Annotated in this window: 14 protein-coding genes; 3 read left to right on the top strand and 11 right to left on the bottom strand. The window is 63.4% G+C overall.

Annotated features, from left to right (window positions below; all coding sequences use genetic code 11):
* Together VEK15_23215 and VEK15_23210 are read left to right on the top strand one after the other, a co-directional pair.
* On the top strand, positions 1-935 hold a 935-nt coding region (locus tag VEK15_23215; protein ID HXV63630.1), incomplete at its 5' end, for a glycoside hydrolase.
* Positions 936-978: 43 nt separating this feature from the next.
* The gene (locus VEK15_23210; protein ID HXV63629.1) at positions 979-1,845 is read left to right on the top strand and encodes an isocitrate lyase/PEP mutase family protein; all 867 of its coding nucleotides are present in this window, start codon (positions 979-981) and stop codon (positions 1,843-1,845) included.
* Positions 1,846-2,021: 176 nt separating this feature from the next.
* On the opposite strand, the gene VEK15_23205 is transcribed toward VEK15_23210, so the two are convergent.
* Positions 2,022-2,399: a DUF2283 domain-containing protein gene (locus VEK15_23205; GenBank protein ID HXV63628.1), complete on the bottom strand. Its 378-nt coding sequence runs from the start codon at positions 2,397-2,399 to the stop codon at positions 2,022-2,024.
* A 14-nt stretch (positions 2,400-2,413) separates the two neighbouring features.
* Positions 2,414-2,746, bottom strand: a complete 333-nt coding sequence (locus tag VEK15_23200; protein HXV63627.1) for a hypothetical protein — start codon at positions 2,744-2,746, stop codon at positions 2,414-2,416.
* A 129-nt stretch (positions 2,747-2,875) separates the two neighbouring features.
* Here VEK15_23200 and ggt point away from each other — a divergent pair, with 129 nt between their 5' ends.
* Complete coding sequence (gene ggt, locus VEK15_23195) at positions 2,876-4,537, top strand: gamma-glutamyltransferase (GenBank protein HXV63626.1); 1,662 nt, start codon at positions 2,876-2,878, stop codon at positions 4,535-4,537.
* A 9-nt stretch (positions 4,538-4,546) separates the two neighbouring features.
* Here ggt and VEK15_23190 read toward each other — a convergent pair whose 3' ends face one another.
* The 9 genes from VEK15_23190 to VEK15_23150 form a co-directional block, all read right to left on the bottom strand.
* A complete protein-coding gene (locus VEK15_23190; GenBank protein ID HXV63625.1) occupies positions 4,547-6,955 on the bottom strand; it encodes an ABC transporter permease in 2,409 nt (802 codons plus the stop codon).
* Between the two features lie 10 nt (positions 6,956-6,965).
* Positions 6,966-7,373: a hypothetical protein gene (locus tag VEK15_23185; GenBank protein HXV63624.1), complete on the bottom strand. Its 408-nt coding sequence runs from the start codon at positions 7,371-7,373 to the stop codon at positions 6,966-6,968.
* Entirely contained in the window at positions 7,370-7,735 is a 366-nt protein-coding gene (locus VEK15_23180) for a hypothetical protein (GenBank protein ID HXV63623.1), read from the bottom strand. Before VEK15_23180 ends, VEK15_23185 begins: the two co-directional genes overlap by 4 nt.
* Positions 7,736-7,744: 9 nt before the next feature.
* Entirely contained in the window at positions 7,745-8,290 is a 546-nt protein-coding gene (locus VEK15_23175) for an RNA polymerase sigma factor (protein ID HXV63622.1), read from the bottom strand.
* 48 nt (positions 8,291-8,338) lie between these two features.
* Positions 8,339-8,704 (bottom strand): hypothetical protein, encoded by a 366-nt coding sequence (locus tag VEK15_23170; GenBank protein HXV63621.1) that lies wholly within the window; start codon positions 8,702-8,704, stop codon positions 8,339-8,341.
* Between the two features lie 133 nt (positions 8,705-8,837).
* Entirely contained in the window at positions 8,838-11,084 is a 2,247-nt protein-coding gene (locus VEK15_23165) for an amino acid permease (protein HXV63620.1), read from the bottom strand.
* A gap of 44 nt (positions 11,085-11,128) precedes the next feature.
* Positions 11,129-12,511, bottom strand: a complete 1,383-nt coding sequence (locus VEK15_23160; GenBank protein HXV63619.1) for an NAD-dependent succinate-semialdehyde dehydrogenase — start codon at positions 12,509-12,511, stop codon at positions 11,129-11,131.
* Between the two features lie 28 nt (positions 12,512-12,539).
* On the bottom strand, positions 12,540-13,508 hold the full coding sequence (locus VEK15_23155; protein HXV63618.1) for a C45 family peptidase: 969 nt from the start codon (positions 13,506-13,508) through the stop codon (positions 12,540-12,542).
* Positions 13,508-13,889 (bottom strand): biotin carboxylase (locus VEK15_23150; protein ID HXV63617.1); only part of this gene is annotated, 382 nt, incomplete at its 5' end. The genes VEK15_23155 and VEK15_23150, both read right to left, overlap by 1 nt.

Raw genomic sequence — 13,889 nt, 5'->3', positions numbered from 1 at the left:
GCACGCACGGACGGTCGATCTGGATCCTCGACAACATCGCCCCGCTGCGCGAGCTCGTCCGTCTCGTGGGCGGTCCTCATTTGTTCCGTCCACCGCGGACGACGCGCGTCCGGTGGAACCTGTTTCTCGATACGCCGCTTCCCCCCGACGAGCCCACGGGCGAGAACCCGCCCGACGGCGCCATTTTCGATTATCACCTGCCCGCAAATGCATCCATGGTCACCTTGGAAGTCATCGATGGCGGCAACGTCGTTCGCAAGTACTCGAGCGACGACGTTTCCGAATCCATCGACCCGACCTCGCTCCGCCACCCGACCTACTGGATCCGCTCCCCCCAGAGTCTATCGACCGAGCCGGGTCATCACCGGTTCGTCTGGGATCTGCGATACGAGCCGCCGCGGGGAGCCGAGCGAAGCTTCTCGATCTCTGCCGTCCATGAGCGCACTCCCTCGAGCCCGCAGGGTCCCTTCGTCCCTCCGGGAACCTACGACATCCGTCTTACCGTCGATGGGTCCGTTCTCGAAAGTACCCTCGAGGTTCGCCTCGATCCTCGGGTCGAGATGACGCCCGACGACGTTCGACTCCAGACCGAGAGCTCCCTTGCCTGCTACGACGGCTATCTCGAGCTCCAGACGATCCGCGAGGCGATCGACGCTCGGGTGGAAACGCTCGACGGCGCCCGTCGCGACGCCTGGATGGCACTACGCGGCCGAGGCGCTCCCAGCGAGCCCGATACCCTCTACGGCAGCATCTATGAGTCACCGCCTGCGGAAGAGACGGTGGTCGGACTGCAACAGAAGTTCCTCTACCTGTTGAAGCTGCTGCAAGACGCCGATGCCCGCCCCACCTCTCAAGCGCTGGACGCGGTCGAAAGACTAAGGGCCCGATCCCGGCTCCTCGGCGATCGCTGGGTTAGGCTGAAGAGCTCGAATTGAACGAATTCACGGGAAATCTCGCGCGTGTGAGAGGATGAGCGGCATGTCGAGTCCGGCGTCGGTGCTTCGGAGTCTTCTGCAAGAGCCGGGGCTTCTCTCCTTTCCCTGCTGCTACGACGCGCTTTCGGCGCGACTCATCGAGCGCGCGGGTTTCCCACTTTCCTTCATGAGCGGGTTCGGCGTGTCGGCGGTCCGGCTCGGTCTTCCCGATACCGGTCTCGTCTCTTACGCGGAGATGCTCTCCCAGGGAAGAGATCTCTGCGCGGCGGTATCGATCCCGATCATCGGAGATGGAGATACAGGGTACGGGAACGCGGTGAACGTCAAGAGGACAGTCCGTGGCTACGCGCGCGCCGGCTTCGCCGCCGTCATGATCGAAGATCAAGTCTGGCCGAAGCGCTGCGGGCACACTCGCGGGAAGAGCGTGGTCTCCCGGGAAGAGGCCGTGAGTCGCGTTCGAGCGGCGGTGGACGCGCGCGATGAAGGCGCGGACATCCTCATCATGGCCCGTACCGACGCCCGGGCAACCGAGGGCCTGGAAGAGGCTCTGTGCCGCGCCGAGGCCTTTTCCCAGGCCGGGGCGGACATGCTTTTCGTGGAAGCGCCGACGTCACGAGAGGAGATGCGAGCCGTTTGCCGCCGCGTGCCCGGCCACCACCTCGCCAACATGCTCGAAGACGGTGTGACGCCCATCTGCCCGGAGAAGGAGCTCGAAGACATGGGCTACAAGCTCGTGGCTCACCCCTTCGCTCTGCTGGGGGCGAGCCTCATCGCGATGAAGCGCGCTCTAGAAGCTCTCCGCCACGGCCGAGCGCCTGCCGAACGCATCTCGTTCGAGGAGCTCAAGGAGCTCGTCGGCTTCGAGGAATATTACCGCGAGGAGAAACGGTACACGGTGTCGCGGGAGTGAGAGGTCACCGCGATCTCGTAATAGGACAGGGCGTTCCGATCATCGGCGCACCGTCGCTGAGAATACTCGCTATTTTCGTCCGTGGCCACCCCTTAGCCCGTTATGCCAATCGTGACGAGAATTTTGTTCGTGTTTTGCGTGGCCAGCGGAGCCGCCATTTGATTCTGACATCTGACTCACGAGCTTGTCGGGACGACAAGAGACGAGACACGAATCGAGGCGGTGGGAATGGTCTCACCACGGGACGGCGTGTACGCGGACAGTGTCAGGAAGTCACTCACCGGCGGACGCTGCAGGATCGAGAGAATCAGCTCCCGCGACTCGCTCGATAGTCGAGCGAGACCGGTTAGGGGAAAGCTCCGAGGACCCAGGGCGGTCTTCTCGGTGAGAGTGGAGTACTCGAGGAAGGTCAATCCCACGGCGCATTGCTCGCTCTTATTGATGCGCAAAAGGATGTGCTCGCTCAGTTCGAACCCGGTTGCTGGCTCGCCTGGGGCAAAGGAAACGTAGAGTGAATCACTCGATTCATCGTAGTGGATCGTCGCCTCGCTCATCGCTCTGCCTGTGTCTATGTTACTTCCTTCTGATAGGCGGTCACAACGAAGTTGTTGGGGACGGACTTAGCACCTTCGCTCACTATCGACTTGAACAGCACGACGGCCACGATGTGAGTGTTGTGTTCGGGAAGATCGTCGAACTCCTTTACGTATCGATACTTCTCTGGATTTAGCGAATCCTGTTGCCGGTCTCCAGCGCGGACCGTCTCCCGGAGCTCGTCCTCGAACTGGGCCATCTCCGGGTGTCCCCACGATTCCGTGATATGTCGCCACCTTTCATCGGTGAGGTAGACATCGTTACCGTAGCGGTCGCGAGCCGTCCATCGTATTCCGCCACCCGCCACCCAGGCATCGTACGTTCATCGAAGCCAGGAGTTCAATGCGATGACGGCACGACGACTTGGGAGCCCGAGGTTGACGCTCGGGTGAGCCCAGAACCAACCTCGTGCCAGCGCCTGGTACAATTGGCGCTCATGAAAGCCCAACTGTTTCCCGCTTCGGTGCTCTTTCTCGCCTCAATGGCTCACGCCCAGACGGGCGACCGGCCGGCAGAAGGCGCCAAGCTCGGTCGCTCTCCCGTTCTCGCGACGCGCGGCATGGTAGCGGCGAGCCAGCCTCTCGCGGCCACGGCGGGCTTGCGCGTTCTTCAGGAGGGAGGAAACGCCATCGACGCCGCGATCGCGACCGCCGCGGTGCTGAACGTGGTCGAGCCGATGATGTGCGGCATCGGGGGCGACCTCTTCGCCCTCGTGTACCACGCGGAGTCGGGCAAGCTCTATGGGCTGAACGCCACGGGACGAGGGGGCTCGCTCTCCTCTCCGGAAAAAATGCGCGAGATGGGCTACGAGCGAATGCCGGGCTCGGGCATCACTGCGGTCACCGTCCCCGGAGCTCTTCACGGATGGGAAGAGCTCCGCTCGCGTTTCGGCACTCGGCCGCTCGGTGAGCTTCTCGAGCCCGCGATTTATTACGCCGAGAACGGATTCCCCGTCTCCCAGATCATCGCGACCGACTGGCACGACGCCGAGGACAAACTGTCCCGCCAGGATGCAGCCGCGAAGACCTACCTCATCGACGGCCGGGCGCCGCGTCATGGAGAGATCTTCCGCTCGCCCGACCTCGCGAGAACGTTTCGTATCATCGCCCGAGACGGCGTCGAGGTTTTCTATCGAGGAGAGATCGCCAGCGCCATCGCCGACTTCATTCAGAAAGAAGGGGGCTTCGTAACCCTCGAGGATCTCGCGAGCCACCATTCCGATTGGGTCGAGCCCATATCGACTACGTACAAGGACGTCACCGTCTATACGATTCCACCGAACTCCCAGGGCTTCGTCGCGCTCGAGATGCTGAACCTGCTCGAGGACCTCGACGTGGGCTCTCTCGAACATAACTCCGCCGAGTATCTACACCTGCTCATCGAGGCGAAGAAGCTCGCGTTCGCCGATCGCGACGCGTATCTGGCCGATCCGACGAAGGCCAAAATGCCTCTCGACCAGCTCATCTCGAAGCCCTACGCGGCCAAGAGGCGCGCCCTCATCGATCGCGACCATGCCGCCGATGAAGTGGCTCCCGGCACCGTCGAGGTCACCGATACCGTGTATCTCACCGTCGTGGACGAAGCGCGGAACGCGGTGTCCCTCATCTACAGCCTCTTCTCATCGTTCGGTTCGGGTCTCGTCGTTCCCGAGACCGGAATCATGCTTCACAACCGGGGCACCGGCTTCTCGCTCGAGCCGGGCCACCCCAACGTGCTCGCTCCCGGAAAACGCCCGCTCCATACGAACATGCCGGGGATGGCGTTCAAGAACGGGAGACCCTGGCTCAGCTACGGAGTCATGGGAGGCGACATGCAGCCGCAGGGCCACACTCAAGTGCTGTTGAACCGGATCGAGTTCGGCATGAATGTGCAGGAGGCGGGCGAGATGGCACGCTTCCGGCACCTGTCGGGCCGGAGTGTGGGGATCGAGTCCGGGGTCGGCGTCGAGGTGCTCCAAGAACTCATCGCCAAAGGGCATCGGCCGACGACCATCATGGGAGCCTACGGCGGCTACCAGGCGATCGAGATCGATTGGGAGCGGGGGGTCCTGCTCGGCGGATCCGACCGACGAAAGGACGGCGCCGCGGTCGGTTACTGAAAGAAGCCCCTACTCGCCGCGCAGGGCAACGACCGGATCGATGCGCGTGGCGCGGCGCGCGGGCATCCAGGCCGCCAGGACGCTCACCAAGACAGCCAAAACGAGCACGATGCTGTAGGTGAGCGGGTCCGCCGCTTGTACGTCGTACAAAAATCGACTCAAGAACTGCATCGCACCCAGGGCACCCAGGGTGCCCAGGATCAGTCCGACCCCGACGACACCCAGGGCTCGTCGTACGATGGTCGATACTGCCTTGGTGGAATCGGCGCCGAGAGCGATCCGCAGTCCGATCTCGCCGGTTCGGGTGGATACGGAGTACGCGACGATGCCGTAGATGCCGATGAGCGCGAGGACGGCGGCGCAAGAAGCCATGCCGCTCAAAAGTGCGGTGTTGAATCGGGGCTGCGCCACGGATTCCCAGAGCAGATCCGAGATCGCGACGATTCGGGACGGTGCCAGCTGGGGATCCATCTCCCGGAGCACGTCGGTGACGGCGCCGGCGACGGATGCCGTGTCGAGGTTGGATTGTACGACGACATGCATCTCCATGGTCGCGATCCGACCGTAGGGCAAGTAGATCTCGGATTCGTACTTCGATTGGAGCCCCCGGTGCCGAACGTCCGAGACCACGCCCACGATCTCGAGCTCGCCAAACAGGTTCAGACGCACCGACCGTCCGATGGGGTCGGAATCCCGGAAGTACCGCGAGACGAGGGTCTCGTTGACGATGGCGACGGCGCGATCGCTCGTCGCATCGAGCGAATCGAAAGCGCGCCCCTGCACGATCGAGATGTCCATCGCGTCGAAGTAGCTCGGCACGACCAGTCGTATGTCGGCATTTGGCCTGGCCTCGGGCGAGACCGCGTCCAGCCCGAGCACGCTGAACTCCAGCTCGAATGCCAACCCGACGTCGCTCATCGGCAGGTCGGAGGCCGCACCCGCCGATTGCACTCCGGGCAATCGTCGCACTCGCTCCACCAGCGATTCGAAGAACGGCCTTCCTTCGGAGCGGTCGTAGCGCGAACGCGGCAGCTGAACCGCGACCGAGACCACGCCTTGCCGGCGGAACCCGGGCTCCACTTCGCTCAGTCGCACGAAGCTGCGCACCATCAGTCCGGCACCAACGACGAGCACGATGGCGAGCGCCACCTCGACGACCACCATCAGCTCGCGCAGCCGTCGTCTCCCCCCGATCGGGATGCCGAACGCTCCCGCCGGCTTGAGCAGCTCGAGGACATCGGGGGCGACGCCGCGGAGCGCGGGCAGCGACCCGAACAGCAGCGTCGAACCGATCGACAAGCCCAGCGCGAATAGCAGTACGCTGCCGTCCACGCCGATGGCTTCGCCACGCGGGATTTCAGCCGGCATCACGTCGCGCAGCAGCGCCACACCCCAGAACGTCAGGAGCAGACCCCCGGCAGTGCCGAGAACGCCGAGAATCAGGCTTTCGGCCAGAGAACGTTTGAAGAGATCGGTCGCCCGCGCACCCAATGCCGCCCGTACGGCGTACTCTCGATCGACCGCAATCGAGCGCGCCGCGAGGATATTCGCGGTATTGACGCAGGCGATGAGAAGCACGAGGAATACCGCCCCGGAAAGCACCCAGAGCGTCGCCGTGAGATCGCCGAACATCTCTTCGTGCAGCGGTCTCGCCGTCAAGCCCCATCCACGGTTGGTGTCGGGGAACTCACGTGCCAGGCGATTGGACAGAGTTTCGAGCTCGGCACGCGCGGCCTCCAGGGTGACACCGTCGGCAAGGCGGGCGACCGCGTCGAACATCCGGTGATTCCGATCGAGCAAAATCGCGTCGCTGAGCGACATCGGGAAGTACATCTCGACTTCGCCGTTACCGGGTGGGAACTGAAATCCTCGCTCGGTCACGCCGAGCACGGTATAAGGCTCGCTGTCCAGCTCGACGGTCGAGCCTACGATCGACGGATCGGCGCCGAAGCGCCGCGTCCAGGACGCATGCGTGAGGACGACCTTCTTGCCGCTCCCGGGCCTCTCGTCCTCGTCGGTGAAGAACTGGCCCACCGCCGCTTTCGTGGCCAGGATACGGAAGAGCCGAGGCGTCACCGCCAGACTCCCCACGCGAATCGGTCGTTCCCGAGCAGTCAAAGTGGAGCCGATGAACCGGTACAGGGCGACCCGTCCGTCGAAGGCGTCGGCGCCGTCGCGCACGTCGCGGTAGTCGGCCGGCGACAGGCGAAAGAGATCGAGCTCGTCGGATGCGTGGGTCGCCCACAGAACCACGATCCCGCTGTCGTCACCATAACCGAGCGGACGCAGAAGTACTCCGCTCACGACACTGAAGATTGCCGTGTTGGCACCGATGGCGATCGCCAGAGTCGCGATCACCACGGTGGTGGGCCCCGGGGTCGAGAGAAGCGACCGCACCGCCGCCTTGAGGTTGTCCATGGAAGGAGACCTACCTTTCGTGAAGAATCTGCCGGCTCCCGTGCTCGTCCTGCTCGCGTCGACGCATCAACCATTCGTGGAAGCGCTCGCGCTGGTCGGGGCGCAGCATCTCGGCGATCTCGAGATGTACCTGCTGCATGGCGCTCTGAACCTCGGGGCGGAGCCGCTCCCAAGAGCGCTGCACCACGTCCTGGTGTTTGACGAAGATGGCGTGGATCTGGGCGACCTGCTGGTCGTCGAGCTTCAGGGACTCTCGCAAATCCGCCATCGCGGCTTCGTGCGCTTCCCTCGCCGACATCGCTGCCAACGAAGGGGACGAAGGGGACGAGCGATGCCGTTCGTACACGACACCGATGAAGGCGCCGAGCGCGAACACGAACACCAATACGATCGCGGCACGAACGCGCGGACCCATCACCTTGGCTCCGCCCCTTCGGGAGGGGAAAACTGCACCAGGAGAGCGTCCACGGTGGGTGGCTCGGGCCCTCCCACCAGAGCGCCGGCGGCTTCGTCGGGTGACAGCGAGCGTTCCATCCGGCGGAGAGTTGCCGAGGAATCCGCCGCCGGTAGGGCAAGCCAGAGAAAAAGGATCGCCGCCGCGGAGGCCGCAATCAGCCACGGCGCGGGCCCTGCCAGTACGCCGTACCAGCGGGCACGGCTCGCGTACGCCGCCAGCGGACCCGAGGCGTCCTCTCGGATGCGCCGCGCCAGCTCTTCCCAGTAGGCCGTGTCCTTGGGGAGCGGCGACTTCGGAACGTTTCTTATGGGCATTGTGGGCACTATCGACGCTCACCTCCTCTGGCCGGCGACGGCCGACCGTAGCTGCTTGCGGGCGCGCTGTAGATGCGTGCGAACCGTCCCCTCACCCAGGCCGAGCATGCGGGAGACCTCGACACTGGTGAACCCTTCGATGTCGCACAAGCGGACGCAGGCCTGCTGCATCGGAGCGAGGGCTTCGATGGCCCACTCGATATCCTTGACCACCAACGGATCGGAGCCCATAGGAGCCGCCGGCTCGTCCAAAAACGAGCTGAAGGGAGCGAGAACGGCGCGACGCCCATCCTTGCCGATGGCGCTCCGGGCCGCGTTGCGAACGATGGCGTAGAACCACGCGCCGAATGGTCGTCGGTCGTCGTATCGGGGCAGGGCACGGACGACGCGATGGAAAGCTTCCTGGACGACGTCTTCGGCATCTTCCATACCACGGGTGTACTGCCAGGCGAGAGTCATGGCGGGACGCAAATAGCGGCGAACGAGGGTGTCGAAGGCATCGATGTCGCCACGTTTGGCCGATCGGGCCAATTCCTCGTCGCTCCAATCCCTTCCATCGCTCATCGACCCGTTCCGGGAGCCGAAGCCGGTCTCTCCGGAACCCGACCTGTTTCAGCGATGACCGTGTGGGTCGCGAGCGTGATCGTGTCCCTCGGACGGCGAATGACTCAGCATCGCATGGATCATTTCCCTGAGCTGGCCCTTCTGTTCCTCGCTCAACTCGGCTGCGATCACGTCGTGGAGCCGATGAAGCTCCTCCATCGCGGCAAACGCCTGATGGAAAGGCTGGGCAAGGCTCTCGCGCTGAGACGCCGTCAACGCCAGCCGTTCCGCGATCTTGTCGAAATGAGCCTGAGGATCGGACATATGCCCCTGCTGAGCCTCAGCGGTGAGACCCAACGAGTGCAGGGATCCAACGCCGACCGCCAGAGCGGTGGTTGCCATCCCGGTCATCATGACCTGCCTTCTTGTCTTCATGGAATCGTCTCCTGTTGTGTTCCCGGTGCCCCAGCTCGAGGCACCCCTCACTCATCCTATACTCGCGAGAGTCCAGATCCGTCGACACCCTACCGCAGGAAAGCGCAGGCGTTACCTCAATCCTCAATCGTCGCTAGCTCGGGGCTAATTGCGGTTTCGTCTCGGACGGAGTTTGTGGCGCGGCCGCCTCCTGCTCGGGCACATCATCACCGACGAGCTCGATCTCCTTCGTGGTGTTTACGAAGAGCACGTTTCCGACGTCGTCATAGCCCTGGAACATCGTGTCACGCTGCTTTTTCAGTAGCTTGCCATCGAAGCCCACGATGATGAGATCGGTGTCGCGGCAACGCTCGGTGATGATCGTGCGGCGGTCGATGCCCTTTTCCTGGGGGATCACCCGCACGTTGTGGGCCGATATCGGGAGGCGCCCGGTGCGGATGAGACGATAGAGCCGCGCCTGTTCCTCTTCGAGATGTCGCTCGGGGATGACGGAGAACATTTTTATGACCGCCCCCCTCCAGTCGGGGTGTCCCACGAGAATGTAGGCGAGAAGGATCATCAGATTCGCGTTCTCGAAGTCTCCCGGTGACAGGACGATCGAGACCTCTCTGCGGTAGCCGAATCCGCGGTCGGAGCTCGCGAGGATGCAAACGTCGAAGCCAGTGGAGGTGACGAGCTGATAGTTGTCGATGATGGCGTCCAGCCCCTCGGCTTTGCGCTTCGCGAACTCGAAGAGGACGAGGTTGTTTTCCTGGCCCGAGACCCCGGGGAGCTGGATGAGCTGGCAGATGGCGGTGCGGTAGGAGGGACTCACGATGGTATCCACGTAGACGTTGGAGTCGCTGTAGTGGGCGAGCTGTACGAGGCGCGATTTCGCCGCGCGGGCTTCTGCATCGGTGGAGCGAGACAGGTAACCTTCGATGTGATGGATGAAGGTGCCAAAGCCGTAGCGGTGGGCGATCCAGCGCAGCAAGTCGAAGGCGGCATGACGTTCGAAAGAGTCCTTCGAGATGCAAACGACCGAGGGGCGGAAGCCGTTCTGCTCCTGTCTTCGGGACTTCTGGAGAAATACCTGGAGCTTCCGGCTCACCTGAAAGATCGCGCCCTCGACGATGTTCGAGAGTCCGCGTTTTTCGGGGTTGTAGTGGCTGATCGTCGCGTAAAGAACGAACATGACGGCGATCGCGACCAGGGCGTAGAACTGGCTCATCTGAAACATGAGCCAGAGGCACATCAGGGCTCCAAAGAGCGAGACGTACCAGCGCGAGCGGAAGCCGGGGCGGTAGGCCGGATCGGCGGCGAAATGCTCGAGAAAAGAGATGGAGCAGATCGAGCCGTAGGTGATCATGAAGAACATCGAGATGATCTGCGCCACGAAGTCGATGTCGCCGGCGATGGTGAAGGTCACGGCGATGGCGGCGGTTACGAGCGCGGCATTCACCGGCTCTTTCGAGCCGTCCTTCGCCCGCGAAAGCCAGGCGTTGACGCGAGGCCAGGGGAAGACCTTGTCGCTCGCGATCGCCTGTAGCGTTCGTGGCGCCACGAGATAGGAGCCGATGGCGGATGACAGCGCCGCTGCAGCGAGGCCGATGGGTACGATGGGGCCCCAAAGCGCGATGCGGCTCATGACGAGTTGATCCGAGACGAGGACGTCCGGAGGCGCCGAGAGGGCAAGCTTGTACGCGACGAGGACGTAGACGACCATGCCCCCGAGCGTGGCCGCCATCGTGCCGAGGGGGATCGACTTCCGGGGATTTTCGAGATCGCCCGAAAGCCCCACGCCCGCGGTCATTCCGGTGAAAGCCGGAAAGGTGATGGCAAAGACGAGGAACAACGGATCCGGAAGCTCGATGGTGCGGATGAGCGTGCCGAATCCTCGCTCGACCTCGTAGCCGGAATCACCGAGAAAGAACATGGCGAGGGACAAGAAGAGAGTCGCCACCACCACGTAGAGCGTCTTCATTCCGAGATCCGCGCCCTTCTTCACGATGAGGACGGTGAGCCCGACGACGGCGGGGACGCTGACGAGCCGGAGGTCGTCGAGGGCGAAGCCTCTTGTCTGCAGCCAGGAGAACAGGGGCTCGAAGGCAGCTCCGAACGCGATGACGTAGAAGGCGACGCTGATGGCCCGGGCGAGAAAGAGCGCGACCCCGATGGCCGCGCCGATGATGATACCGAACGAGCGCGAGATGATGAAATACTCGCCGCCTCCCTCTACCCTCTGGTTGGTGGCGATCTCGGATATCGCCATCGCGGTCGGGATCGTGACCATGTGCCCGACGGCGATGATGAGCAGGGTCCCGAGAAAGCCGACGTTCCCCACGGCGTAGCCGAACCGCAGGAAGAGGATCGCCCCCAGGATGGTGGAGATCGACGTCAGGAAGACCGGCGTGGTGCCGAAGCGGGGACTTGCGGCCGGCGCGCTCAGCTCGCCGTGCTCCTACTGACGTAGACGGTCTTGATGTTCACGAACTCCCGGATCCCGAAGGCGGCGAGCTCGCGGCCGTAGCCGGACTCCTTGATGCCCCCGAAGGGAAGCCGGGGGTCGGATTTGACGAAGGTGTTCACGAAACAGGCTCCGGCCTGGAGCTTCTTCTTCGCGATGTGCTCTCCTCGCTGGACGTCCCTGGTAAAGACGGCGGCCCCGAGCCCGAAGACGCTGTCGTTCGCGATCCGCACGGCGTCGTCCTCGTCCTTGGCGGCGATGATGGCGGCCACGGGGCCGAAGAGCTCTTCGTCGTACGCGGGCATGCCCTTCTTGACGTTCGAGAGCACCGTCGGCGGATAGAAAGCCCCCTTGCCCTTGGGCACCTCACCTCCGAGGAGGAGCTTCGCTCCTTTTTCGACGCTCTTCAGCACCTGCTCGTGGAGCTCGTCTCTGAGGTCGGCCCGTGCCTGAGGGCCGACATCGGTGTCTTCCTTCGTCGGATCGCCCATCTTCTTGGATCTCATGAGCGCGACGTACTTTTCCGTGAAGCTCTCGAGAAGGCTCTCCACGACGATGAACCGCTTCGCGGCGATGCAGCTCTGTCCGCTGTTGATGAGGCGGCTCGTGACGCAGGTGGCAACCGCCCCGTCGAGATCGGCGTCTTCCAGGACGACGTAGGGATCGCTTCCCCCGAGCTCGAGGACCGTTTTCTTCAGAACCTCTCCCGCCTTGGACGCCGCGGCGATGCCAGCCGGCGTGCTTCCGGTGAGTGTGACCGCCGCGACCCTCGGGCTCTCGATGACCTCGGCGACCTTGCGGCCGCCGATGAGAAGGCTTCGGAACAGATCGTGAGGGAAGCCCGCACGGTGAAAGACCTCTTCGATGGCGAGGGCGCAACCCATGACGTTCGACGAGTGCTTGAGCACGCCGGCGTTTCCCGCCATGAGAGCCGGCGCGGCAAAACGGAACACCTGCCAGAAGGGAAAATTCCAGGGCATGACGGCGAGCACCACGCCAATCGGCTCGAAAGCGACGAAGCTCTTCGAGGCGTCGGTCTCGACCGGCTCATCCGCGAGAAAGCGCTCGGCATGATCGGCGTAGTAGTCGCAGACCCAGGCGCACTTTTCGGCTTCGGCGCGAGCGCCGGCAATGGGCTTTCCCATCTCGGCGGTCATGAGCGCCGCGTACTCCTCCGTTTTCTCCCGCAAGCACCGCGCCGCTTCCTTCATGAGCTTCGAACGTTCGGCGAAGCCGACCTCACGCCAGGAGAGGTGTGCGGCGTGGGCCTTTTCGAGAATGCCCCTCACCTCCTCCGACGACATTTCGTCGTAACGTCGGATCTCCTCGTCGGTGGCGGGATTGATGCTGACGATGCTCATTCACGAATCCTTTCCGATGGTCGATGAATCAAGGGTAATCGATGACCGACACACCTTCGACGAAAAGGTCGAAGGATTGGTGCCAGGAACGATTCGGCCAGCGAAACTCGACTTTGCCTCTGCGCGGCCAGTAGACGGCGGTGTACAGTGTGCCGAAGGCGCGTTCATAAGAGGTGGCCAGGAGCGGCGGCTCGAGAAAACGGTCGATGAACCTGTCGATCCTCTCGGACGCATCCTCGATCCGTCCCTCCAGGAACGCTAGCCGCTCGACGGTTCCGGTCAGCTCCGCGTGCTCTCGCCAAACCACCCTTCGTTGGTGGTTGGTCGCGACTCGGTGCTCCACGACCTCGTGCTCGTGGCCAGGCCCGACGAAAACGGTGGCCGAGCGGCCGGCGGCATCGAGCAGGCTCACGGTATAAGCCATGTGGGACGGAACGCGCTTCAGTACCGACACGGCCTCGTCAACGCACGTGCAGAACTCGAGCAGGTAGCGAAGGACCAGGGGGATACCAAAACCGTCTCCGACCTCTCGCCGGCCTCCGAAGGCGAGGGATACCGCGAGCCCGTGCTCGTTCAAGCCGTCGAGAGCCCCCCAAAGAGAATCCAATGAGGCGATGACCTTCGTCCCATTCCATGCGCTCTTCAGGATCACGCCCTCGCACCGGCCCGGGTGGTAATCGTAGTTGCGCACGAGCACGGGCTCGTCCCGTGTCCACAGAGCCTGCGAGCAGCCAGCAAGATAGGGGGTGGGCCGGTAAAGGCTGAGCATCCGCGCCACCTGGTCGCTCCCGCCACCGAGCTTTGTCAGTTTCTCCCAGGTGGGTACGAGCTCGGGCATGGTGTCTTCGAGCCGTTTCGAGCAGGTGAGATACCGCGGCCGTGCGTCGTCGCCCTCTCTCAAGAACCACGCGCTGTAGTCGGGCCACACGCTTTCGAAGTGGGACTGCCACTTGACGCCGGGCTCGTCCTCGCTGACGGCTCGAAAAGCCAGATGCATCACAGGAACTTGAACCCGCCTACTTCGGCGACCTTCCGGGCCGGCTCGGTTTCCTTCGCTTCGAGCGGCCGCGACGCGAACTGCGCGCGTATGCCGCGGACCCAGGCTTTCGCCCGATCGTTGAGCCGAAAGTCGTCCGTCATCAATCTACCCGGTGTGACCAGTATGCCAAGATCCGCACCCTCGTAGAAGTAGTCGCCCGGGCGGGTGATCCGGAGAAAGAAAGCCTCGGACTCGCTCTCCGCCGTACGGCGGTGGGTCTGCATCCGAACGTAGCTGAGTGAGCCGTCCCCCTCCATCCGCCAGACCCCCGTAGAAGGGGCCGCGCTCACGTACTCGACCGAATCCTCGCAGAACTTGATGACGAGCTGCGACCAGCTG

The sequence above is a fragment of the Vicinamibacteria bacterium genome (genome assembly GCA_035620555.1).
Taxonomy (GTDB): domain Bacteria; phylum Acidobacteriota; class Vicinamibacteria; order Marinacidobacterales; family SMYC01; genus DASPGQ01.
The sequence above is the reverse complement of the archived record's forward strand: the minus strand, read 5'-3'. Positions and strand labels throughout refer to the sequence as shown.

Bases quoted from the DNA above. Each gene is read 5' to 3' on its own strand.
- VEK15_23210 (HXV63629.1), top strand. From the start codon at position 979: ATGTCGAGTCCGGCGTCGGTGCTTCGGAGTCTTCTGCAAGAGCCGGGG.
- VEK15_23205 (HXV63628.1), bottom strand. From the start codon at position 2,399: ATGAGCGAGGCGACGATCCACTACGATGAATCGAGTGATTCACTCTAC.
- ggt (HXV63626.1), top strand. From the start codon at position 2,876: ATGAAAGCCCAACTGTTTCCCGCTTCGGTGCTCTTTCTCGCCTCAATG.
- VEK15_23190 (HXV63625.1), bottom strand. From the start codon at position 6,955: ATGGACAACCTCAAGGCGGCGGTGCGGTCGCTTCTCTCGACCCCGGGG.
- VEK15_23175 (HXV63622.1), bottom strand. From the start codon at position 8,290: ATGAGCGATGGAAGGGATTGGAGCGACGAGGAATTGGCCCGATCGGCC.
- VEK15_23170 (HXV63621.1), bottom strand. From the start codon at position 8,704: ATGAAGACAAGAAGGCAGGTCATGATGACCGGGATGGCAACCACCGCT.
- VEK15_23160 (HXV63619.1), bottom strand. From the start codon at position 12,511: ATGAGCATCGTCAGCATCAATCCCGCCACCGACGAGGAGATCCGACGT.
- VEK15_23155 (HXV63618.1), bottom strand. From the start codon at position 13,508: ATGCATCTGGCTTTTCGAGCCGTCAGCGAGGACGAGCCCGGCGTCAAG.